General features: G+C 72.3%; 25 protein-coding genes. 11 read left to right on the plus strand and 14 right to left on the minus strand.

Going from position 1 to position 21,732, the window contains the following annotated elements; all coding sequences use genetic code 11:
• The first annotated feature begins 158 nt into the window (after positions 1 to 158).
• Complete coding sequence (locus tag ACZ4TV_RS32750; RefSeq protein ID WP_468138874.1) at positions 159 to 674, plus strand: hypothetical protein; 516 nt, start codon at positions 159 to 161, stop codon at positions 672 to 674.
• Between the two features lie 25 nt (positions 675 to 699).
• On the opposite strand, the gene ACZ4TV_RS32755 is transcribed toward ACZ4TV_RS32750, so the two are convergent.
• Positions 700 to 1,485: a hypothetical protein gene (locus tag ACZ4TV_RS32755; RefSeq protein ID WP_468138875.1), complete on the minus strand. Its 786-nt coding sequence runs from the start codon at positions 1,483 to 1,485 to the stop codon at positions 700 to 702.
• A 198-nt stretch (positions 1,486 to 1,683) separates the two neighbouring features.
• Between ACZ4TV_RS32755 and ACZ4TV_RS32760 the strand changes: the two genes are divergently transcribed.
• Genes ACZ4TV_RS32760 through ACZ4TV_RS32770 form a run of 3 tightly spaced genes read left to right on the plus strand, consistent with a single transcriptional unit; the run spans position 1,684 to position 4,843 of the window.
• Positions 1,684 to 2,955, plus strand: coding sequence for a magnesium transporter MgtE N-terminal domain-containing protein (locus tag ACZ4TV_RS32760; RefSeq protein WP_468138877.1), 1,272 nt, complete (start codon positions 1,684 to 1,686; stop codon positions 2,953 to 2,955).
• Between the two features lie 58 nt (positions 2,956 to 3,013).
• Positions 3,014 to 3,640, plus strand: a complete 627-nt coding sequence (locus tag ACZ4TV_RS32765; protein ID WP_468138904.1) for a DUF1003 domain-containing protein — start codon at positions 3,014 to 3,016, stop codon at positions 3,638 to 3,640.
• 42 nt (positions 3,641 to 3,682) lie between these two features.
• Positions 3,683 to 4,843: an Mrp/NBP35 family ATP-binding protein gene (locus ACZ4TV_RS32770; protein ID WP_468138878.1), complete on the plus strand. Its 1,161-nt coding sequence runs from the start codon at positions 3,683 to 3,685 to the stop codon at positions 4,841 to 4,843.
• Between the two features lie 82 nt (positions 4,844 to 4,925).
• Here ACZ4TV_RS32770 and ACZ4TV_RS32775 read toward each other — a convergent pair whose 3' ends face one another.
• The 5 genes from ACZ4TV_RS32775 to sigE form a co-directional block, all read right to left on the minus strand.
• Positions 4,926 to 5,657 carry a hypothetical protein gene (locus tag ACZ4TV_RS32775; RefSeq protein ID WP_468138880.1) on the minus strand — a complete coding sequence of 244 codons (732 nt, stop codon included), beginning with the start codon at positions 5,655 to 5,657 and terminating at the stop codon, positions 4,926 to 4,928.
• A 145-nt stretch (positions 5,658 to 5,802) separates the two neighbouring features.
• Positions 5,803 to 6,249 (minus strand): sec-independent translocase, encoded by a 447-nt coding sequence (locus ACZ4TV_RS32780; RefSeq protein ID WP_468138882.1) that lies wholly within the window; start codon positions 6,247 to 6,249, stop codon positions 5,803 to 5,805.
• 143 nt (positions 6,250 to 6,392) lie between these two features.
• Positions 6,393 to 7,745 (minus strand): S1C family serine protease, encoded by a 1,353-nt coding sequence (locus ACZ4TV_RS32785; RefSeq protein ID WP_468138883.1) that lies wholly within the window; start codon positions 7,743 to 7,745, stop codon positions 6,393 to 6,395.
• Between the two features lie 54 nt (positions 7,746 to 7,799).
• Complete coding sequence (locus ACZ4TV_RS32790) at positions 7,800 to 8,459, minus strand: zf-HC2 domain-containing protein (protein WP_468138884.1); 660 nt, start codon at positions 8,457 to 8,459, stop codon at positions 7,800 to 7,802.
• Positions 8,456 to 9,235: an RNA polymerase sigma factor SigE gene (gene sigE, locus ACZ4TV_RS32795; RefSeq protein WP_468138885.1), complete on the minus strand. Its 780-nt coding sequence runs from the start codon at positions 9,233 to 9,235 to the stop codon at positions 8,456 to 8,458. Before sigE ends, ACZ4TV_RS32790 begins: the two co-directional genes overlap by 4 nt.
• Positions 9,236 to 9,413: 178 nt before the next feature.
• Here sigE and ACZ4TV_RS32800 point away from each other — a divergent pair, with 178 nt between their 5' ends.
• A complete protein-coding gene (locus ACZ4TV_RS32800) occupies positions 9,414 to 10,076 on the plus strand; it encodes an O-methyltransferase (RefSeq protein ID WP_030710037.1) in 663 nt (220 codons plus the stop codon).
• A 14-nt stretch (positions 10,077 to 10,090) separates the two neighbouring features.
• Here the strand turns inward: ACZ4TV_RS32800 and ACZ4TV_RS32805 are convergent, their stop codons facing one another.
• Positions 10,091 to 10,708 (minus strand): hypothetical protein, encoded by a 618-nt coding sequence (locus tag ACZ4TV_RS32805; RefSeq protein WP_468138886.1) that lies wholly within the window; start codon positions 10,706 to 10,708, stop codon positions 10,091 to 10,093.
• Positions 10,709 to 10,838: 130 nt separating this feature from the next.
• A complete protein-coding gene (locus ACZ4TV_RS32810; RefSeq protein ID WP_003966491.1) occupies positions 10,839 to 11,006 on the minus strand; it encodes a DUF3117 domain-containing protein in 168 nt (55 codons plus the stop codon).
• A gap of 334 nt (positions 11,007 to 11,340) precedes the next feature.
• On the opposite strand from ACZ4TV_RS32810, the gene chcB reads away from it, so the two are divergent.
• A complete protein-coding gene (gene chcB / locus ACZ4TV_RS32815) occupies positions 11,341 to 12,144 on the plus strand; it encodes a 2-cyclohexenylcarbonyl CoA isomerase (protein ID WP_468138887.1) in 804 nt (267 codons plus the stop codon).
• Positions 12,145 to 12,177: 33 nt separating this feature from the next.
• Here the strand turns inward: chcB and ACZ4TV_RS32820 are convergent, their stop codons facing one another.
• Entirely contained in the window at positions 12,178 to 12,756 is a 579-nt protein-coding gene (locus ACZ4TV_RS32820) for a DNA-3-methyladenine glycosylase I (RefSeq protein ID WP_468138889.1), read from the minus strand.
• Complete coding sequence (locus ACZ4TV_RS32825) at positions 12,753 to 13,121, minus strand: DivIVA domain-containing protein (protein WP_468138890.1); 369 nt, start codon at positions 13,119 to 13,121, stop codon at positions 12,753 to 12,755. The genes ACZ4TV_RS32820 and ACZ4TV_RS32825 overlap by 4 nt, the downstream gene beginning before the upstream one ends.
• 76 nt (positions 13,122 to 13,197) lie before the next feature.
• Here ACZ4TV_RS32825 and folP point away from each other — a divergent pair, with 76 nt between their 5' ends.
• A complete protein-coding gene (gene folP / locus ACZ4TV_RS32830; protein WP_468138891.1) occupies positions 13,198 to 14,058 on the plus strand; it encodes a dihydropteroate synthase in 861 nt (286 codons plus the stop codon).
• 223 nt (positions 14,059 to 14,281) lie between these two features.
• Here folP and ACZ4TV_RS32835 read toward each other — a convergent pair whose 3' ends face one another.
• A complete protein-coding gene (locus ACZ4TV_RS32835; RefSeq protein ID WP_468138892.1) occupies positions 14,282 to 15,040 on the minus strand; it encodes an LOG family protein in 759 nt (252 codons plus the stop codon).
• A gap of 64 nt (positions 15,041 to 15,104) precedes the next feature.
• Positions 15,105 to 16,184, minus strand: coding sequence for a succinyl-diaminopimelate desuccinylase (dapE, locus tag ACZ4TV_RS32840; protein ID WP_468138893.1), 1,080 nt, complete (start codon positions 16,182 to 16,184; stop codon positions 15,105 to 15,107).
• An 87-nt stretch (positions 16,185 to 16,271) separates the two neighbouring features.
• On the opposite strand from dapE, the gene ACZ4TV_RS32845 reads away from it, so the two are divergent.
• Both ACZ4TV_RS32845 and ACZ4TV_RS32850 read left to right on the plus strand, forming a co-directional pair.
• Positions 16,272 to 17,249, plus strand: a complete 978-nt coding sequence (locus ACZ4TV_RS32845; protein ID WP_468138894.1) for a hypothetical protein — start codon at positions 16,272 to 16,274, stop codon at positions 17,247 to 17,249.
• A 275-nt stretch (positions 17,250 to 17,524) separates the two neighbouring features.
• Positions 17,525 to 17,893, plus strand: coding sequence for an ATP-binding protein (locus ACZ4TV_RS32850; protein ID WP_468138896.1), 369 nt, complete (start codon positions 17,525 to 17,527; stop codon positions 17,891 to 17,893).
• A 95-nt stretch (positions 17,894 to 17,988) separates the two neighbouring features.
• Here ACZ4TV_RS32850 and dapC read toward each other — a convergent pair whose 3' ends face one another.
• Both dapC and fdxA read right to left on the minus strand, forming a co-directional pair.
• The gene (gene dapC, locus ACZ4TV_RS32855) at positions 17,989 to 19,083 is read right to left on the minus strand and encodes a succinyldiaminopimelate transaminase (RefSeq protein ID WP_468138898.1); all 1,095 of its coding nucleotides are present in this window, start codon (positions 19,081 to 19,083) and stop codon (positions 17,989 to 17,991) included.
• A gap of 106 nt (positions 19,084 to 19,189) precedes the next feature.
• Positions 19,190 to 19,519, minus strand: coding sequence for a ferredoxin (gene fdxA, locus ACZ4TV_RS32860; RefSeq protein ID WP_030713714.1), 330 nt, complete (start codon positions 19,517 to 19,519; stop codon positions 19,190 to 19,192).
• Between the two features lie 117 nt (positions 19,520 to 19,636).
• On the opposite strand from fdxA, the gene ACZ4TV_RS32865 reads away from it, so the two are divergent.
• Both ACZ4TV_RS32865 and ACZ4TV_RS32870 read left to right on the plus strand, forming a co-directional pair.
• Positions 19,637 to 20,623, plus strand: coding sequence for a GNAT family N-acetyltransferase (locus ACZ4TV_RS32865; protein ID WP_468138901.1), 987 nt, complete (start codon positions 19,637 to 19,639; stop codon positions 20,621 to 20,623).
• Entirely contained in the window at positions 20,620 to 21,414 is a 795-nt protein-coding gene (locus ACZ4TV_RS32870) for a transglutaminase-like domain-containing protein (protein WP_468138903.1), read from the plus strand. Before ACZ4TV_RS32865 ends, ACZ4TV_RS32870 begins: the two co-directional genes overlap by 4 nt.
• The last annotated feature ends 318 nt before the right edge of the window (positions 21,415 to 21,732 follow it).

The following is a 21,732-nucleotide window of genomic DNA, read 5'->3' on the forward strand; positions in this document are numbered from 1 at the left end:
GCTGTCGCGAGGGTTTCGAGATCTGTCGTCACAAACGGATCAACGAGACCCTCGCTTCATGCGCCCGAAGACTTCGGACTTACTCGTCTAGGCCTGTCCGGGCGTCTTGCGGGTGGACACGCCCGCGCGCCCGGGGGCGGACCCCCTACCCTGTCCGCATGACTCTCAGCACGCTCGACCTGGCCCTCGTCGAGGAGGCCACCAAGAAGTCCGGCCTGATCTGGGTCCGCGGCGCCGGGGCCGACCGCGCCCTGTGGCACGCCTGGGTGGACGGCGCGGCCCATGTGCTGGGCGACGGGCCCGGCGAGCAGCCGTTCCCGGGGCTGGCGGACGGTGCGAGCGCCGAGGTGACCGTACGGAGCAAGGACAAGGGCGGCCGGCTGGTGGCCTGGACGGCGACGGTACGGGAGCTCGCGCCCCGCGGCGAGGAGTGGGCGGCGGCCGTCGCCGAGCTCAAGGGCAAGCGGTTGAACGCGCCCGACTCGGAGGAGATGACGGAGCGGTGGGCGCGGGAGTGCCGGCTGCTGCGGCTGGAGCCGGAGTCGGTGCGGGCGCAGCTGCCGGGCGGTTCGCTGGCGGCGGCCCCGCTGGCGTCCCCGGCGATCACGCGCAGGCCCATCCCGGCGCATCTGCCGAAGCTGCTCCTGAGGCGCAAGAAGGCCGCCCGCGGCTAGGCCATTTCCGGGCGCGGGACACCCCCTAGGGCTTCGTCGGGTTCGAGCCCTGGCCGGAGCTCTTGGAGGGGGCCGGGTCGCCGCCCTGCTCCTTGGTCCTCGGCAGCTGGGAACCGTAGTCGACCGTCTGGTCCTGCGCGGGCGGATCCAGCGGGAACGCCTTGCCCCACTCCGCGAGTTCCACCCGGCCCGCGCCGCCCGCGCGCTCCATGAGCAGCGGGTACGGGGTCCCCTCCAGGGAGACCGAGAGCTTGCCGCCCTTGCCGTCGTCCGCCGTGACCTGGACGGCGCGGGTGCGCCCGACCTTGGTGTAGGAGCCCTTGGCGAGCTTGCCCTCGAGGCCGAGCAGCCCGTCCAGCAGGACGTCCATGTCGGTAAAACCGCGGAACTGCTTGTACGAGGGATCACCCTCGGGCACCTTCACGTACTTGTCGCCGAGCTTGCCGGCCGAGTCGGACTGGCCCCAGAACGCCGCGCTCGCCTTCAGGTACAGCTGCTCCCCCACCCGTAGCAGCTGGAAGGTGTCGTCCTGCGACTTCACCTCGCCGGAGCCGCCGTCCGATTTCAACCGCATGTCGAGGGTGAAGGACTTGCCGCCGCTCACCAGCGTGCCGGACAGGTGCACCGAGTCCGCCTCGGTGGCGGCCGCCTTCGCCTTCTCCTCGATCTTGTCGGCGGAGAGCTTGCCGATGCCGTTCGTGCCCTCGTCGGGGTCGTCCCCGCAGCCCGTACCGGTGACGGCGAGGCCCGCGCACAGCGCACCGATGAAGGCGGCCCGGCGCAGCCGCGCGGCAGGGAAGTAGGCGGTCACGGGCAGGTGCCTCTCGTCGGTCGTCTGCGAGCAGCAGGCAGCGTACCGGTCCGTTCGCGGCATCCCGCGACCGCGCCCCGGGTGACGAGGGGGCGGCGACGGCCCCCGGGCGGACCGCCCCACCAGGACGGTTTCCCGGGGCACGGGCTAGCCTGAGGCACGGCAGGACTGTTGATTCACGCTCTAGGAGGCGCTCGGATGGTTGCAGGCGCCCCGCGGATCTTCGTCTCGCATCTGTCGGGTGTGCCCGTTTTCGACCCCAACGGCGACCAGGTCGGCCGTGTCCGCGACCTCGTCGCGATGCTGCGGGTCGGCGGCCGCCCGCCAAGGCTGCTGGGCCTGGTGGTCGAGGTGGTCAGCCGGCGCCGGATCTTCCTCCCGATGACCCGGGTCACGGGCGTGGAGTCCGGACAGGTCATCACCACCGGTGTCATCAACATGCGGCGCTTCGAGCAGCGCCCCACCGAGCGGCTGGTCCTGGGCGAACTGCTGGACCGGCGGGTGACGCTGGTCGCCAGCGGTGAGGAGGTCACCGTCCTGGACGTGGCCATCCAGCAGCTGCCGGCCCGCCGGGACTGGGAGATCGACCGGATCTTCGTGCGCAAGGGCAAGTCGGGCGCGCTGCGCCGACGCGGCGAGACCCTGACGGTGGAGTGGTCGGCGGTTACGGGCTTCTCGCTGGAGGAGCACGGGCAGGGCGCCGAGAACCTGGTCGCCACCTTCGAGCAGATGCGCCCGGCCGACGTGGCGAACGTGCTGCACCACCTGACGCCGAAGCGCCGCGCCGAGGTGGCCAACGCCCTCGACGACGACCGGCTCGCGGACGTACTGGAGGAGCTGCCCGAGGACGAGCAGGTGGAGATCCTCGGCAAGCTGAAGGAGGAGCGCGCCGCCGACGTCCTGGAGGCGATGGACCCGGACGACGCGGCCGACCTGCTCTCCGAGCTGCCGGAGGACGACAAGGAGCGGCTGCTGACGCTGATGCAGCCGGACGACGCGGCCGATGTGCGCCGCCTGCTGTCCTACGAGGAGAACACCGCCGGCGGTCTGATGACCACGGAGCCGATCGTGCTGCGGCCGGACGCGACGGTCGCGGACGCGCTGGCCCGGGTCCGGCAGGCGGACCTGTCGCCGGCGCTGGCGGCGCAGGTGTACGTGTGCCGGCCGCCCGACGAGACGCCGACGGGCAAGTACCTGGGCACCGTGCACTTCCAGCGGCTGCTGCGGGATCCGCCGTTCACCCTGGTCAGCTCGATCGTGGACACGGACCTTCCGCCGCTGCGGCCGGACGCCTCGCTGCCGGCGGTGACCACCCATCTCGCCGCCTACAACATGGTCGCGGTGCCGGTGGTCGACGAGAGCGGCTCGCTGCTGGGCGCCGTGACGGTGGACGACGTACTGGACCACCTGCTGCCGGACGACTGGCGGGAGACGGATTTCCATTCCGAGGAGGCCGTAGGTGGCCACTGAGCGAGGGCGTTTCGACCGGGGGCGCGGCGAGCAGGCGCGCGAGCGGCGCCGGGAGCAGATCCGGGAGCGGCGCGAGCAGGGCCGGATGCAGGCGCGCGAGCACGGACTGGCGGCGGAAGCGGCCGAACGTGCCGCCGAGCGCGGCGCGAGGTCCGGCGTGAGCACCGGGGCGAGCGCGCTGACGCGGTCGCGGGTGCGCCTCGACCTGCCGCGCGCGCCGCGCCGGTCGCTGCTGCCCGAGTACGACCCGGAGGCCTTCGGGCGGCTCTCGGAGCGGGTGGCGCGGTTCCTGGGCACGGGCCGGTTCATCGTGTGGATGACCCTGGTCATCATCGTCTGGGTGCTGTGGAACGTCTTCGCGCCGAAGGAGCTGCGCTGGGACGAGTACCCGTTCATCTTCCTGACGCTGATGCTGTCGCTCCAGGCCTCCTACGCCGCTCCGCTGATCCTGCTCGCGCAGAACCGGCAGGACGACCGCGACCGGGTCAATCTGGAACAGGACCGCAAGCAGAACGAGCGGTCCATCTCCGACACGGAGTACCTGACCCGGGAAATCGCGGCCCTGCGGATGGGTCTGGGCGAGGTCGCCACGCGCGACTGGATCAGGTCCGAGTTCCAGGACCTGATCAAGGAGATGGACGAGCGGCGGCTATTCCCCGCGGAACGTGACGAAGGCGACCGCTGACGGGCTTTCCCGAGCCCTGCTACCGAGCCGTACCATCGGGGCATGGCTACCGACACAAGCTCCGCCGCCGTGCCTGAGCAGGACGCGATCCTGGACGCTCTGGCGACGGTGAACGACCCCGAGATCCACCGGCCGATCACCGAGCTCGGCATGGTCAAATCGGTGGAGATCGGTGACGGCGGCGCGGTCGCCGTCACGGTCTACCTGACCGTGTCGGGCTGTCCCATGCGCGACACCATCACCCAGCTCGTCACCCAGGCCGTCGAGAAGGTCCCGGGCGTCACCTCGGTCGCCGTCACGCTGGACGTGATGAGCGACGAGCAGCGCAAGGAGCTGGCGGCCTCGCTGCGCGGCGGCACCGCCGAGCGCGAGGTGCCCTTCGCCAAGCCCGGCTCGCTGACCCGTGTGTACGCGGTCGCGTCCGGCAAGGGCGGCGTCGGCAAGTCCTCGGTCACGGTCAACCTGGCCGCGGCGATGGCGGCGGACGGCCTGAAGGTCGGCGTGGTCGACGCGGACATCTACGGCCACAGCGTGCCGCGCATGCTGGGCGTGGACGGCAGGCCCACCCAGGTCGAGAACATGATCATGCCGCCTTCGGCGCACGGCGTGAAGGTCATCTCCATCGGCATGTTCACCCCGGGCAACGCGCCGGTGGTGTGGCGCGGGCCGATGCTGCACCGAGCCCTCCAGCAGTTCCTGGCCGACGTGTTCTGGGGCGACCTGGACGTGCTGCTGCTGGACCTGCCGCCGGGTACGGGTGACATCGCGATCTCGGTGGCCCAGCTGGTGCCGAACGCGGAGATCCTGGTCGTCACGACCCCGCAGCAGGCCGCGGCCGAGGTGGCGGAGCGGGCCGGTTCGATCGCCGTGCAGACCCACCAGAAGATCGTCGGCGTCGTCGAGAACATGTCGGGCCTGCCGTGCCCGCACTGCGACGAGATGGTGGACGTCTTCGGCTCGGGCGGCGGGCAGAAGGTCGCCGACGGGCTGACCAAGACGGTCGGCGCGACGGTGCCGGTGCTGGGCTCGATCCCGATCGACGTGCGGCTGCGCGAGGGCGGCGACGAGGGCAAGCCCGTCGTCCTCTCCGACCCCGACTCCCCGGCCGGTGCGGCGCTGCGCGCGATCGCGGGCAAGCTGGGCGGCCGCGCGCGCGGCCTGTCGGGCATGTCCCTGGGCATCACTCCGCGCAACAAGTTCTGAACCGGCCGGCCCGCACCGGGCCGCGCAGCGAGAAGGGCACCGCCGGCCGGCGGTGCCCTTTCCCGTACCCCTGCCCGTATCCCTACTCGTACGTCGCCAGGTCCGCGATGACCGAGAACCCGAGCCCGTACGCGCTCATCCCCCGCCCGTACGCGCCCAGGTGGACCCCGCTCCCGGTGGACCCCGCCAGCACCCAGCCGAACTCCGACTCGCGGTAGTGGAACGGCGTCGGCTGCCCGTCCACCGGCAGCGACAGCGTGGACCAGTCCGCGCCGGCGAGGTCGTCCGCGAGCTCCCACGCGGCCTCGGTCTGCTGGTCGAGCCAGTCGTCGCGCAGGGAGTGGTCCATCTGCCCGGGCCAGCTGTAGGCCAGCAGCCCGGAGCCGGCCAGCCAGGCCGCCGAGGAGACCGAGGTGGCCTCCAGGACGCCGGTGCCGTCGGTGCTGCGGCGCAGCGGGTTGCTCGCCACGGTGATGACCACCGCGAAGCGCTCCTTCTCGCCGGTGGCGATCTCGCCCCTGGCGGAGGGCTCGTCGCCGTGGCCGGTGGATCCGTGCTCCACCGTGCCGTCGGCGGCGGTGCCGACCTGCATGAGCCAGCGGGGGCCCGTGAAGGCCCCGTCCAGCCCGTACCAGGGGAAGTCGGCCGCCAGGAACCCCTCGGCCGTCCGGCGGGCCGCCGGTACGGGCGCGGGTGGCTCCTGCGGCGGCGTGTCGGTCTGTGGACTGGTCTGCGGTTCCTGCGCGGGTGCGGCGGCGGTGGCGGGGGCCTCGGCGGTCTGCGCCCCTACCCGGCTACTGCTCGTCGTCTCCATCTGAGCGGCCTCTCGATCCGTGGGGTCCGGAACGGCCCTCCCCCTCGCTGCGCTGGGGGGACCCCCTCCTCGGGCGTCCTGCGTCCGGACAGATGGAGGATAGCCATCCGACCACCGGATCGCCGGTCAGGCACCGCTGGACGGCCTACGTCGCGTCGGCGTCGAAGCGCGCGCGCTGGTCCTGGGCGGGGGCGGCGGGCTTCTTCAGCAGGTCCGGGGCGGTGGCGGCGGGCGTGGCGGCGGACGCGGAGGAAGCCGGGGCGTGATCGGTCTCCGTGCTGTTGACGGCGTCGGCGACGTCGTTCAGCTCCTTGCGGAGATCGAAGCTGCTGCGGAGCTCCTTGAGGTCCTCGTTCTCGCTCAGCTGCTTGCGGATGAAGGTCTTCGGATTCAGGTCCTCGAACTCGAAATCCTTGAATTCCGGGCCGAGTTCGGAGCGGATGTCCTGCTTCGCACTGTCCGAGAACGCACGGATCTTACGGATGACGCCCGTGACGTCCTGAATGACCTTGGGCAGCTTTTCCGGGCCGAAGATGAGAATGGCGAGCACCACGATCGTGACGAGTTCGAGTGCGCCTATGTCGTTGAACACCTTGCCGCTCCTCGGCTCTGTCTCACTTCGGGCCCCGACACACGGTACCCGGCGTTGTGCGCGGGCCCATACCTGCGTGCCGCCTCCGTGGTGGTTTCTCCCCCAGACTTCGTCCGGGGGTGATCCCGGCCTTCATCCCGCGCTCATGAGCCGTTCGCCGATCCGAGGACGACGTCCAGCGTGCGTTCGCGCCCCTCGCGGAGCACGGTGAGGGTCAGCGGGTCGCCCGGGCGGTGGGCCCGGATCTTGATGATCAGCTCGTCACCGCCGCGCACGCGCTGGCCGTCCACCTTGGTGATCACATCGCCGGCCTTGATCCCGGCGCGCGCGCCCGGTCCGCCGGCGATCACGGACGGCTTGCCGTCCTCGGCCTTGTCCCCCACCCGGGCTCCGTCGCCCGTGTACTCCATGTCGAGGGTGACCCCGATGACGGGGTGCGTGGCGCGGCCGGTGCGGATGAGCTCCTCGGCGACGCGCTTGCCCTGGTTGATGGGGATGGCGAAGCCGAGACCGATGGAGCCGCCCTGCCGGGTGGGATCGTCCTTGTCGGCCCCGCGGATCGCGCTGTTGATGCCGACCACGCGGGCCTTGGCGTCGAGCAGGGGGCCGCCGGAGTTCCCGGGGTTGATGGGGGCGTCGGTCTGCAGCGCGTCGACGTAGCTGATGTCGCTGCCGTCGCCCTTGTCGCCGCCCGCGGTGACGGGCCGGCCGGTGGCGCTGATGATCCCGGCGGTCACGGTGTTCGAGAGGTCGAAGGGCGCGCCGATGGCCACCACCGGATCGCCGACCTTCACGTTTTCGGAGTTCCCCAGGCTCAGCGGCTGGAGCCCCCGCACCCCGCTGACCTTGACCACGGCCAGGTCGTAACCGGAGTCGCGGCCGACCAGCTGGGCGGTGACGCTCTCGCCGGTGCTGAAGGTGACCGCTATCTCCTTGGCGTCGGCGACCACGTGGTTGTTGGTCAGGATGTGGCCCTGCTGGTCGAGTACGAAGCCGGTTCCCGTGCCGCCGCCCTTCTCCCCGCGCACGTGCAGGGTCACCACGCCGGGCAGCGCGGTGGCCGCGATCCCGGCCACGCTCTCGGGCGCCCGGCCCTTGTCCGCGACACCGGCCTGGGGCAGCTCCAGCCGGGTGCTGCTCTGCCGCTCCGCGAGCACGCCGAGGTAACCGCCGACCCCGCCGGCGAGCAGGGCGGTTCCCGCGCTGAGGGCCGCCACCTGCCACAGCCGGAACCCGCGCCGCTCCCTGCCCCGGTCCACGACGTGCAACGGCTGCTCGCCCCAGGGGTCGTACCGCACCACGGGGGCCGCCGGCTCCTGGTCCGGGGCGGCGTCCTCGATCGGGAGCCGCCCCTCGGCCCCCGCCCCGACCCCGACCCCGGCTCCGGGTCCAGCTTCGGGCCGCGGGACGGGAACTCCTTCGCGGCGGCCGTCGGCCGTGCCCTCGGGCCGGCTCCACCACTGCGGAGCCGGATCGGTCTGCTGCCTGTCGGCCATGGGCGCTCCCCGCGTACCTATGCGCATGTGCCGCAGATTCAACCAGGTCCGGGGTCAGCGCAGCAGGGAGACCGGCCTCGCCGAGCTCGGCGAGGAGGGATGGACGGGCGGGAGAGGCGTCGCGACGGTCGACAGGAGGGTCGGGACGGCCGCGGGGGTGGTGGGCAGGCGGTCGCGGGCCGCGGCGTCGGACACGGGCAGGGCAGGGCCGGGCCGGGATGCGGGGGCAGGTGAATCCCCCCGGAGGTTCGGCTCCGTGGTCTCCAGCGGCAGTGCGCCGCCCAGCGCGAGCGCGGCCAGCGAGACGGCTCCGGCGGCGACGAAGGCGAAGCGGCGCCGCGGCCGGCCCACCTCGTGGATGCGGAAGCCCTGCTGCTGCGGCCGGGCGGCCACGGGCAGCCCGTACGCGAACGCCCCGAACGCGTCGGCTCCCGGCGGGCCCGGTGGTCCGGCGGGGCCGGACGGACCGTCAGGGCCGCCGCCCGGTAGCCCCTGCAGCCGCGCCAGCAGGCCGGCGGACAGCGGCGGCGGCGCGCTCTCCACGAACATGGTCTTCAGGCGGCGCTGGGCATCGGCCTCGGCCTTACACTTGGCGCACGTCGCCAGGTGGGCCAGGACCCGCTCGCGCGCGTCGTGCTCCAGCTCACCGTCCACCAGGGCGGCGAGCCGGTCGCCCAGGTGCTGTTCGGCGGGGGACGGACTGACTCCGCTCACTCGGATCCGCCCTCTCCCCCGGCACCCGGCGCGCCCACGGCCACCCCGGCCAGCGCGCGCTGCTCCGCGCGGGCCTCGGGGGACCGGTGCTTGAGCGCCTTGCGCAGGTGCGAACGGCCTCGGTGGATGCGGCTGCGTACGGTGCCGAGCTTCACGCCGAGCGTGGCGGCGATCTCCTCGTACGACAGGCCCTCGATGTCACACAGCACCACGGCGGCGCGGAACTCGGGAGCGAGGGTGTCCAGCGCCTGCTGCACGTCCGCGTCGAAGTGGGTGTCGTGCAGCACCTGCTGTGGGGACGGCTCGCGGCTCGGGAGCCGCTCGGCGGCGTCGTCGGCGAGCGCGTCGAAGCGGATCCGCTGCTTGCGGCGGACCATGTCCAGGAAGAGGTTCGTGGTGATGCGGTGGAGCCAGCCCTCGAAGGTGCCGGGGGTGTACGTGGACAGCGAGCGGAAAACGCGGACGAAGACCTCTTGGGTCAGGTCCTCGGCGTCGTGCTGGTTGCCCGTCAGACGGTAGGCAAGGCGGTAGACCCGCGCGCTGTGCGTGCTGACGATCTCCTCCCATGAAGGAGGTGTCCACGCCTGGGAGCCCGCATCGGCGGCAAAGGTCGCGGTGGTTGCGGTGTCTGCGGTGTGGAAGCGGTCAGCAATGTAGGTCACGGATTTCGGCTCACCCGCCGACCAGAAGAGGCGTCTGAACACGCCCCCACGATCCACAGGCGCAGCCGCACCTCCCCTATCGGCTCTGGTGGTGTCCAGTGGAGTCACTACCATAGCCACCCCCTCTGTCAGCTCCGGATAAGGATTTTTGCAGTATCTTTACGCGAGATTTAGGCCCCGGAGCGGTCCCGGCCGTCGATCTGCCCGGCACCGTCCCCTCTTATCCCGCCTCCACCCCTCACAACGCCCGGTCCCATCTGCGGGTTCCCGACGTCAACGGATACAGTCACCGTTGCGCCAACTATGGGGACAGGAGAGGGTCATTACCGGCAACCGGCAGACGAGCTGGGCGTTCGCCGACGCGTTTGTCGCCGAGGACGACGCTCTGCGATGGGCCCGCGACCGGTCCAGGGAAGCGGGCCTGCGCTCCGTCTCCCCCGGTACCGGGGCCGCGCTGCGCCTGCTGGCCGCCACCGCGGATGCCAAGGCGGTCGCCGAGATCGGCACCGGAACCGGCGTCTCCGGCATCCACCTGCTGCACGGAATGCGCCCCGACGGGGTGCTGACCACGGTCGATCCCGAACCGGACCGGCAGGCCTTCGCCCGCCAGGCCTTCCGCGCCGCCGGCTTCGCGGGCAACCGCGCCCGCTTCATCCCCGGCCGCGCCCTCGACGTCCTGCCGCGCCTCGCCGACGGCGGATACGACCTCGTGTTCTGCGACGGGGACCCGACCGAGTCCCTCGACTACCTCGCTGAATCGTTGCGCCTGCTGCGCCCCGGCGGGCTGGTGTGCTTCGAGGGGGTCTTCTCCGACGGCCGTACGGTCGACTCCGCGGCCCAGCCGGTGGAAGTGCTCCGGGTCCGCGAGCTGCTGCGCAGCGTCCGGGAGAGCCCCGCCCTGGAGGCCGCGCTGCTTCCGGTGGGCGACGGGCTGCTGTGCGCCGTGCGTCGCTGAGGGACTGAGCGCGACTAGCGCAGGAGGGCGAAGGTGAGGGCCGCCGTGCCGCCCAGTGCGGTGCCGGCGAGGACCTGGGCCTTCGTGTGGGCCTCGAGGGCCAGGCGGGACCAGCCGATGGCGACGGCGGCCAGAGCCGCCGGCAGCATCCACGGGCCGAACACGAGCAGCAGGATCATCACGCTGCCCCCGGCCACCGAGTTATGCAGGGATATCTGCCAGCCCACGGTCACCAGCAGGGACGAGGCCAGCCCGACGAGCATGGCGACGACCAGCGCGGAGACGGCCCGGGGGGCGCCGAGGAGGTACAGGAGGGCGATCCCGGCGACGACGGACAGCAGGCTCAGCCCCATCGGGACGACCCGCTGACGCCGCACCCGTATGTGCTGGTCCGTCAGTGCGCCCCGCCGGACGCCGAGCAGGATGATGCCGAGCGGGACCACACCGCAGAACAGCGCGCCGAGCAGCCCCCAGCCGAGGCCGGACCACGACCCGGTGGTCCGCCAGCCGACGAGCAGGAGCAGGACGACCACCAGGTTCGCCGGAGCCAGGACGTCGGTGATGACCCGGGCCGCCTTCTGCCGGGGAGTGCAGTCGGCGAAGGCGGGCGGCGCGGGCGGGGAGAAGGTCACGGCGTGGCTCCGGCGCGGATCAGGTCCTCGAACACGACACAACGCTGCCCCGGCCGCTGATCGCGGTCGGGGCAGCGCAGAGAATGCAGAAAACGCAGAAGGTGGAAGTGCTGTCAGCGTCCTTGGGGGGTCAGCCGACGACCTTCTTCAGGGCGTCACCCAGGGCGTCCGCCTCATCAGGGGTCAGTTCGACGACAAGCCGACCGCCGCCCTCGAGCGGTACGCGCATGACGATGCCCCGCCCCTCCTTGGTGACCTCGAGCGGGCCGTCGCCCGTCCGCGGCTTCATGGCCGCCATGCTCGTTCCCCTTCCTGAAACCAGCTCATCGTCAGCCGACGGCCCCATTCAGGCGCCTAATACCCGGCATCGAACACATTGCTTCCCGGCCATTATCCCGCATGTCAGGACCCGATGACCAACATCGCCCGGGAACGCTTGGGCAACGCGCTCGGCCAAAACCACTCATTTCGGGGACTCGCCTGCGATACTTCGCCGCCCCGCCCGGCGAACGGCATCGGCTTTCTTTGACACACATCACATGTGCGCACCACGTCCGGTCCGCCATGCTGGGCTTTTGCACCGGACGATACCGACCGGTAGCCAAGCCCGCGACGAAGGGGGACCCCCTGCCATGGCCGACAGCGTGCTCTACGAAGTGACCGACGGACTCGCGACCATCACGATCAACCGTCCGGACGCGATGAACGCCATGAACACCGAGGCCAAGGTCGCCCTGCGCGACGCGGTCCGGGCGGCGGCCGAGGACACCGCGGTACGGGCCGTCCTGCTGACCGCGGCCGGCAACCGGGCCTTCTGCGTGGGCCAGGACCTCAAGGAGCACATCGGGAACCTCGCGGCGGACCGCGAGAGCGGCTCCTCGCTGACCATGAGCACGGTCACCGAGCACTACAACCCGATCGTGCGGACGCTCACCGAGATGCCGAAGCCGGTGGTGGCCGGGGTGAACGGCGTCGCGGCCGGGGCGGGCTTCGGCTTCGCGCTGGCGGCGGACTTCCGGGTCGTCGCCGACACCGCCTCCTTCAACACCTCGTTCGCCGGGGTGGCGCTGACCGCCGACTCCGGGGTCTCGTGGACGCTCCCCCGCCTGATCGGCGGCTCCCGCGCCTCGGACCTGCTGCTCTTCCCGCGTTCGGTCAAGGCCCAGGAGGCGTACGAGCTCGGCATCGCCAACCGCCTGGTGCCCTCGGACCAGCTGCACGCCGAGGCCGTGTCCGTGGCCCGCGCGCTGGCCGCCGGCCCGACGGTCGCGTACGCCGCGCTGAAGGAGTCCCTCGCCTACGGGGCCTCCCACTCCCTCTCGGAGGCCCTGGCCCACGAGGACGTCCTCCAGACCCGTGCGGGGGCCTCCGAGGACCACGGCATCGCCGTCCAGGCCTTCCTCGCGAAGCAGCCGCCGAAGTACCTGGGCCGCTGACCCCCTCTCGGGACTCCCGCGATCCGTCCCGGCTCAGGCCGGGTCGCGGGAGGCGCAGGCGGCCAGGTGGTCGTTGACCAGCCCGCAGGCCTGCATCAGGGCGTAGGCCGTGGTCGGGCCGACGAAGCGGATGCCGGCCTTCTTCAGGGCCTTGGCGAGGGCGATGGACTCGGGGGTGACCGCCGGGACCTCGGTGATCGTCAGCGGGGCGGGGCCGGGCTCCTGCGGCGCGTGGGACCAGATCAGGGTGTCCAGCTCGCCCGGCTCCCATCCGGCGAGGACCTTCGCGTTGGCCAGGGTCGCCTCGATCTTGGCCCGGTTGCGGATGATCCCCTCGTCGGCCAGCAGCCGTTCGGCGTCCCGGTCGTCGAACTGCGCGACCGCCGCTATGGCGAAGTCGGAGAAGGCCTTACGGAACCCCTCGCGGCGCCGCAGGATCGTCAGCCAGGACAGCCCCGACTGGAAGGCCTCCAGGCACAGCCGTTCGTACAGCGCGTCGTCGCCGTGGACGGGCCGGCCCCACTCGGTGTCGTGGTAGGCGACGTACTCCTGCGTGGACAGCGCCCACGGGCAGCGCAGCCGGCCGTCCGCCCCCGCCACCGGGCCGCTCACCGCTCACCGTCCTTGCCGAGGTCGACCGGGCCGGCCTCGTCCGCCGGGGCGGTGGACCCGGCCGCCGCCGTTGCGGCCACCGCGGCCGTCAGCTGCGCGATCCGCGCGTCCCGCTCGGCGAGCTCGGCCGCGAGCCGCTCCAGTACGTCGTCCACCTCGGCCATCCGGTATCCGCGCGGGGCGACCGGCAGCCGCAGGGCGTCGATGTCCGCCCGTACGACGGGCCGGGTCTCCGGCAGCCCGTCCGCCACCCGGTCCGGTTCCGCTTCCGGCAGGACGGCCTCCGAGCCTCCGCCGATCACCGCCAGGGTGACCGCGGCCACGACCACGACCAGCGCGATCATCAAGAACCAGAACACGATCAACTCCCCTGAGAGACTCCGGCCACCAGGTTAAGGTCGCAGGCGAGGCGCAAGGGCCGCCGAAGGAGGAAAGAGCAGGATGCTGCGACTGGGCAGGCGCGAGTTCGACACCCACGAGCCGGTGATCATGGCCATCGTGAACCGGACTCCGGACTCCTTCTACGACCAGGGCGCGACGTTCCGCGACGAGCCCGCACTGGACCGGGTCGAGCAGGCGCTGGCCGAGGGCGCGGCGATCATCGACATCGGCGGGGTCAAGGCGGGCCCGGGCGAGCACGTGGACGCGGCCGAGGAGGCGCGGCGCACGGTCGGTTTCGTGGCCGAGGTCCGGCGCCGCCACCCGGACGCGGTGATCAGCGTGGACACCTGGCGGCACGAGGTCGGCGAGGCCGTGTGCGAGGCCGGGGCGGACCTGCTGAACGACGCGTGGGGCGGGGTGGACCCGAAACTGGCGGAGGTCGCGGCGCGCTACGACGTCGGCCTGGTCTGCACCCACGCGGGCGGGGTGGAGCCGCGCACCCGGCCGCACCGGACCGAGTACGAGGACGTCATGGCCGACATCCTGCGGGTCACGGTCGGGCTCGCCGAACGCGCCGCCGCGCTGGGCGTCCGGCGGGACGCGATCATGATCGACCCGGGCCACGACTTCGGGAAGAACACCCGCCACTCGCTGGAGGCCACCCGCCGCCTGTCGGAGATGACCGACACCGGCTGGCCGGTCCTGGTCTCCCTGTCCAACAAGGACTTCGTCGGCGAGACCCTCGACAAGCCGGTCAAGGAGCGCCTGCTGGGCACCCTGGCCACGACGGCCGTCTCGGCATGGCTGGGCGCGCAGGTCTACCGCGTCCACGAGGTCGCCGAAACCCGGCAGATCCTCGACATGGTCCGCTCCATCCAGGGCCTGCGCCCCCCGGCGGTGGCCCGCCGCGGCCTGGCCTGAGACACCACTAGGGGGTGTCCGGTGGATCAGGGCCGGGCCCGGGCCGCCTGGCACCGCGCCTTGCCGCGTTGTCGTCGGTCGTCGATGCTCCGCATGGACTCCCTCCTCCGCCTTGCAATGCACGGCACCAGACGACCCGGGCTATCCGACCCTGATCCACCGGACACCCCCTAGCCCGCCCGGCTCCCGGCGGCCGGGGGCCGCGGGGAGCCGGGCCGGGGGGCTACTTCCCGACTTCCTTCGTCACCAGCGCGATCGCCTCTTCCACGTCGTCCGTGACGTGGAAGAGGTACAGGTCCTTCTCCGAGGCCTTGCCCTGGGCGATCACGGTGTTCCGCAGCCAGTCGACCAGGCCGCTCCAGTACTCGGTGCCGAACAGCACGATCGGGAACCGGGTGATCTTCTGGGTCTGGACCAGGGTCAGCGCCTCGAACAGCTCGTCCAGCGTGCCCAGGCCCCCCGGCAGGACGACGAAGCCCTGGCTGTACTTCACGAACATCGTCTTGCGGACGAAGAAGTACCGGAAGTTCAGCCCCAGGTCGACGTGCTGGTTGAGCCCTTGCTCGAAGGGCAGCTCGATGCCGAGGCCGACCGAGATGCCGTTGGCCGCGCGGGCGCCCTTGTTGGCCGCCTCCATCGCTCCGGGACCGCCGCCGGTGATCACCGCGAAGCCGGCGTCCACCAGCGCGCTCCCGATCCGTACGCCCGCGTCGTACTCCGGCGTCCCCGCCGGGGTGCGGGCCGAACCGAACACGCTGATCGCGGGCGGCAGCTCGGCGAGCGTGCCGAAGCCCTCGATGAACTCCGACTGGATGCGCAGGACCCTCCAGGGATCGGTGTGCACCCACTCGGAAGGCCCGGCGGAGTCCAGCAGCCGCTGGTCCGTCGTACTGCCGGCCTTGATCTGGCTCCGCCTCCTCAGCACCGGCCCGAGCAGCTGCTCCTCGGGCTGACGGCGAGCGTTACCTTCGGGGTTGCCCATGATGTGCTCCCTCCTGCTGATCGTTGGATCAGGTTAGGCGCACGAAGGTGACCGGAAGCGGAATTCACGAGGTCAACCAGGCGCGGAGTCGTTCCTCGCAGTGCAGGATCGCCTTCGTCTCGACGCGTTCGTCGACCTTGTGCGCCAGCAGGGCGTCGCCCGGGCCGTAGTTGACCGCCGGGACGCCGAGCGCGCTGAAGCGGGAGACGTCCGTCCACCCGAACTTCGGCATGGCCCGCCCGCCGACCGCCTCCATGAAAGCCGCGGCCGCCGGGTGGGAGAGGCCGGGGAGGGCGCCGCCGGAGGAGTCGTCCACCACGAACTCGGCGATGTCGCAGTCCGCGAACACCTCCCGTACGTGGGCCAGCGCGTCGGCCTCGCTGCGGTCCGGGGCGTAGCGGAAGTTGACCGTCACCGTGCACGCGTCGGGAATGACGTTGTTGGCGACGCCGCCCTCGATGCGGACCGCGTTGAGGCCCTCGTGGTACTCCAGGCCGTCGATGACCGGCCTGCGGGGCTCGTACGCCGCGAGCGTGGCCAGGATCGGGCTCGCCGAGTGGATGGCGTTGGAGCCCATCCAGCTGCGGGCGGAGTGGGCGCGCTCGCCGGAGGTGCGCAGCAGCACGCGCAGGGTGCCCTGGCAGCCGCCCTCGACCTCGGCGTTCGAGGGCTCCAGCAGGACCGCGAAGTCGCCCGTGAGCCAGTCGGGGTGGGCTGCCGCGACCTTGCCGAGGCCGTTGAGGTCGGCGGCGACCTCCTCCTGGTCGTAGAAGACGAAGGTGAGGTCCCGGTTCGGCGCGGGGACGGTCGCGGCGATGCGCAGCTGCACGGCGACACCGGACTTCATGTCCGTGGTGCCGCAGCCCCACAGCACGTCGTTCTCGTCGAGGCGGGACGGGACGTTGCCGGCGATCGGCACGGTGTCGAGGTGGCCGGCGAGTACGACGCGCTCGGCGCGCCCGAGGTTCGTACGGGCGACGACGTTGTTGCCGAAGCGGTCCACGGTGAGGTGCGGCAGGCCGCGCAACGCGTGTTCCACGAGGTCGGCGAGTACCTTCTCGTCGCCGCTCACGGACGGAATGTCGACGAGCCGGGCGGTCAGCTCGGCAGCGTCCAGGGTGAGGTCCAGCTCGGATTCGGACATGGTCCCGACCCTAACGCCCCGGGCTGCGGCGGGGCCTCGTACGTCCGGCCGGTGGACGCGTCATATGCCTCAAGTACGGTGGGCCGCGTGTCCGAGATCCGTGATCCCCGTCCTCGTCGCCGCAGGCCGTTCCGTACGGCCGTGGGCCTGCTCGTTCTCCTCGCGGTGATCGGCTATCTCGCCGTGCAGCGCGCTTCGAACGGCGGTGGCGGCGCCCCGTTCTGCCTGGCCGGCGCGAACGCGGCCGACCAGGGTGGAACATCCGAATCGTACGAAATGTCCCTGGAGCAGGCGGCGAACGCGGCGACGATAGCCGCCGTCGGCGTCGCCAAGGGCCTGCCGGACCGGGCCGTGACCATCGCGCTCGCGACCGCCATGCAGGAGTCCTCGCTGCGCAACCTCGACCACGGCGACCGGGACTCGCTGGGCCTCTTCCAGCAGCGGCCCTCGCAGGGCTGGGGCACTCCGGAGCAGATCACGGACCCGGTCTACTCGGCCGGGATCTTCTACGACCGCCTCGTCGAGGTGCCGGGGTACTCGCGGCTGCCGCTGACGGTGGCCGCGCAGAAGGTGCAGCGCAGCGGTTACCCGCAGGCGTACGCGAAGCACGAGCCGGACGCGACCGTGCTGACGGCGGCCTTCGCCGGCGGCGGCACCCTGCACTGCGGCGGGCCCGCGCCCGAGGGACCGGGCGACCCGGAGAGGGTGCGGGCCGACCTGACCCGGATCTTCGGCAAGGACGCGCTGCACACCCTTCCCCCGCAGGCCGCCCGGGCCGGTCGGGACAGCGGCGGGGGCCGCGGCGTCGCGGAGGCCGAGGTCACCCTGGTGGAGAAGCGCGACGGCGGCGAGGCCGCGACGCGACGCAGCCGGGCGATGGCCCACTGGGCGGTGGCCAACTCGCGCGAGCTGGGCATCTCCCGGGTCTCCTACGGCCCGCGCGGCTGGGTCGCGGGGCAGGACAAGGGCCGGTGGCAGAACCGGGGCGGCGCGGAGGCGAAGAACGGCGACGGGGGTCCCCACGACGCGGCGCCGGGCGAGGTGCGGATCTTCCTGGCCCGCTGAACTCCGGACGCTCCGGGGCGCTCCGGATTGCGCCGGGCACGGGCACACGGGCACGGGGGCACACGTACGAGCGATCACCCCTGCGGGGGGACCGGTCGGGCGGTCCACGGATTCCGGAGAGAGGCGGAAGCCCTGGTCGGCGCGCATCCGGTGCTCTTGTCGCGGAAGCCGATTAAACGATGCGTTACCGATCCTTTACCCGCCGGTGCCGCAACTCCACCCGCCCCCCGAGCGGTTATCACGGCGTACCTCAGCCGCTACCGCTTAGGAGCAACATGTCCCTCCCCCTGACCCGTCGGATCGCCCGTGCCGCGCTGCTCCTCGCAGCCGGGGCAGCGCCCGTGGTCGGTGCGGCCGGCGCGGCCAACGCCGCCGGTCTGGAGTCCGTGCCGCAGCTGGGCGCACTCACCGCCACGGACGCCCCCGAGGCGACCACGGACGCGACCGCGGACGCGGCCACGGGCGCCGTGGACACCGCCGGTGCCGCCACCAAGACCCTGCCGGCGCCCGCCGGCGACGTGGCCGGTACCGCGGGAGGCCTGCTCGGCGGGCTGCCCACGGCGCAGGAGCTGCCGGTGTCCGAGCTGCCCGTGGGCAGTGTCCTGCCGGCGGGACTGCCCGGCGGCGCGCCGCTCGGCAGCTGATACACCGCAGGACCACCGAGGGGGCCGGGAGTGCGCACTCCCGGCCCCCTCGGGCCGTTCGGGCCCGGTCCGGGGCCCCGTACCCCGCCGGCGGTTCAGCCGAGGCGCTTGACCGCCGCCTCCACGCGCTCGTCGGTGGCGGTGAAGGCGACCCGCACGAACCGCGCGCCCGCCTCTCCGTAGAAGTCGCCCGGCGCGACCAGGATGCCCAGGCCCGCGAGGTGGGCGACGGTGTCCCAGCAGGGCTCGTCCCGGGTCACCCACAGGTAGAGGCTCGCCTCGCTGTGCTCGACCCGGAAGCCGTGCGCCTCCAGCGCCGTACGCAGCGCCGCGCGGCGGGCCGCGTAGCGCTCGCGCTGCTCCTCGACGTGGCGGTCGTCGCCGAGCGCCGCCACCGTGGCCGCCTGCACCGGGGCCGGGGTCATCATGCCGCCGTGCTTGCGGATCTCCAGAAGCTCGCCGAGCACGTCCGCGTCACCGGCGATGAAGGCGGCCCGGTAACCGGCCAGGTTGGAGCGCTTGGAGAGGGAGTGGACGGCGACGATCCCCTCGTACGAGCCGCCGCACACGTCGTCGTGGAGGACGGAGACGGGCTCGGCCTCCCAGCCCAGCTCCAGGTAGCACTCGTCGCTGAAGAGCAGGATCCCGTGCTCGCGCGCCCAGGCCACGATCCGGATCAGCTCCTCCTTGGCGAGGACCTTCCCGGTGGGGTTGGAGGGGGAGTTGAGCCACAGCAGCTTCACACCGGCCGGGTCGAGCTCCATCGGGTCGTCGTAGACGACCGCCTCCGCGCCGCACAGCCGCGCGCCGACCTCGTACGTGGGGTAGGCGAGCCGGGGGTACGCGACCTTGTCGCCCGCACCGAGGCCCAGCTGGGTCGGCAGCCAGGCCACCAGTTCCTTGGAGCCGACGACCGGCAGGACGTTGCGGTGTCCGGCGGCGCTCGCGCCGAGGCGGCCGCGCAACCAGCCCGTGATCGCGTCGCGCAGGGCGACCGTGCCCCACACCGTCGGGTAGCCCGGGGAGTCGGCGGCCTCGACCAGGGCGCGCTGGATCAGCTGGGGGACCGGGTCCACGGGCGTGCCGACCGACAGGTCGACGATGCCGTCCGCGTGGGCCGCCGCCGTGGCCTTGTACGGCTCCAGCTTGTCCCAGGGGAAGGCGGGAAGACGGTCGGATACTGCGGCCACGGTGGTCTCTGCTCTCTCTGAGTGCTGGTTGCGGGGTCGGAAAACACTTCGGTCCCGTGCGGCGGAAAGGCCGTACGGGACCGAGGGGCGCTTCTGCCGTGAAAGGTCAGTGCTCGCCGTTGATGCCGGCGGGCAGCGCAGCGATGAAGGGGTGATCGCGCTCGATCAGGCCCAGCTTGGAAGCACCACCGGGCGAACCGAGCTCGTCGAAGAACTCGACGTTCGCCTTGTAGTAGTCCTTCCACTCTTCCGGAGTGTCGTCCTCGTAGAAGATGGCCTCGACCGGGCAGACCGGCTCACAAGCACCACAGTCGACGCACTCGTCCGGGTGGATGTACAAGGACCGCTGGCCCTCGTAGATGCAGTCGACGGGGCACTCTTCGATGCATGCCTTGTCCTTGACGTCGACACAAGGCTCCGCGATGACGTAGGTCACGCTCTCGTTCCTCCTCGGTAGGGCTTTCCATATCGCGCGGGAGCGCGGCGTCGTCGATGCCCGCCCCTAGTATCTCCGTTCCCGGGCACGATCCGAACAGGAGGGGCGGACAGAGCTGTGGAAATCACTGCGGGTGGACTGCTGGAGGTCCGAATTACCCCGGCTGACGTGGGTAAACGAGTCTCTGTACGACGGGTGGAGGCCGGACTGAGCGGATCACCCGAGTTCACGGACACGGTCGGTGTTCTCACATCCTGGAACGAGGGTGTGCTGCTGATCACAAAGAAGGACGGGCAGTCCGTCCGCATCGCGGAATCGTCGCTGGTGGCGGGCAAGATCGTGCCTCCGGCGCCGGCCCGGCGGCGTGGCCCGGCGGCCTCCTTCGAGGAGCTGACGAGGGTCGCGGCGCGGTCCTGGCAGCCGCTGGAGAGCGAGCAGCTGGGCGAGTGGACGCTGCGGGCGGCCGCCGGATTCACCCGGCGGGCCAATTCGGTGCTGCCGCTCGGCGACCCGGGCATACCGCTGGACGATGCACTCGAGCGAGTGACCTCCTGGTACGCGGAACGAGGACTTCCGGCCTATGTCCAGGCCGCGACCGGGGCCGCCGGCACCCAGGAGCTGCTCTGCGCGGAGCTGGAGCGGCGGGGCTGGGTGGCCGAGGTGTCGGCGGAGGTACGGATCTGCGCGCTGGCGCCGCTGGGCGACGTGGACGCGCCCGCCGCCGGGTCCGTACGTCTGACCCGTGTCCCGGACGAGGCGTGGCTCGGGCGCTACGGGAAGGTCAGCGACCCGGACCTGGCCCGGCGGATGCTGGTCGAGGGGCCGTCGGTGTGGTTCGCGGCGCTGCCCGGGGGCCGGGCCATCGGGCGCTGTGTGGTGGACGGGCGGTGGGCCGGCTTCTCGGCGGTGGCCGTCGATCCCGCGCACCGGCGCGAGGGCCTGGCGACGGCGGTGATGGCCGCGCTGGCGCGGCGGGCCCTGGAGGAGGGCGCGTCGGCGGCGTGGCTGCAGGTGGAGACGGACAATGCGGGGGCGCTGGCGCTGTACGACGCAATGGGCTTCGCGACGCACCACATGTACCACCACTACCGGGCGTCCGAGTGAGTTCGTCGGCCTGGCGGGAGCGGTTCGCGGCGGAGGCACGGTCCGAGCGGCCCGATCTGGCGCTGCTGTGTCTGCTGCTGGCGACGGAGGCGGACCCGGAGCTGGACGAACGCGGCATGGACTGGGCGCAGATCGAGCTGGACCGGCTGGCCGGGATGCTGCCGTACGGACTGCGGGGCGGCCGGGCGTGGGCGTCGGCTGTGACGGAACTGCTGGGTGGGCGCCTGGGCTTCCACGGCACCCCGGCGGACTACGACCGGCTGTCGTCCTCGCTGCTGCACGAGGTGCTGCGGCGGCGGCGCGGGCTGCCGATCCTGCTGTCGGTGGTGTGGCTGGAGGTCGCCCGGCGGGCGGGGGCGCCGGTGTACGGGCTGGGGCTGCCGGGGCACTTCGTGGTGGGCTTCGGGGATCCGGAGGAGGGCGTGGTGGTGGACCCGTTCGCGGGCGGCGCCTCCCTGGGCGCCGGGCCCGCGGAGCTGGCGGCGCAGCCGCGTACGCCGGCCAGGACGCTGGACATCGTGCTGCGGATCCTGACGAACATCCGGGCGTGGGCGTCGGCCCGCCCGGAGCAGTCGGGGGTGGCCCTGTGGGCGCTGGAGCTGTCGCTGCTGCTGCCTTCGCATCCGGCGGCGCTGCGGTACGAGCGGGCGCGGCTGCTGGTGGAGCGGGGCTCCTTCCAGGAGGGGGCGGCGGAGCTGGAGGCGTACGCCGCCGTGGTGGCCGCGGTGGACGCGGACGCGGCGGCCCGCCTCCGCGCCGAGGCCGCCGCCGCCCGCGCCTTGCTGAACTGACCCGACCCCGCCCGCGGCCACGGCCGCACCCTCCTCGGCCGACGGCCACCCCCACCCCCGGCGAAGCCGAACCAGCCCCGCCGGCGGCCAAACCCAGCCTCGCCGGCGTTTGAGGCGCGGGGTCTGGGGCGGAGCCCCAGGAAACCCGGCTCCGCCGGCGCACCCTCAGCCTCGGCGGCGGCCGCACCCAGGCTCGGCGGCGCCAAACCCGGCCTCGCCGGCGGCCAAACCCAGCCTCGCCGGGGGTTTGGGGGGGGGGGGGGGGGGGGGGGCCCAGGAAAAACAATTTCCCACGGGAAAGAGGGGTTCGGGCGGGAG

It is taken from the genome of Streptomyces sp. NPDC028910, from assembly GCF_055564955.1.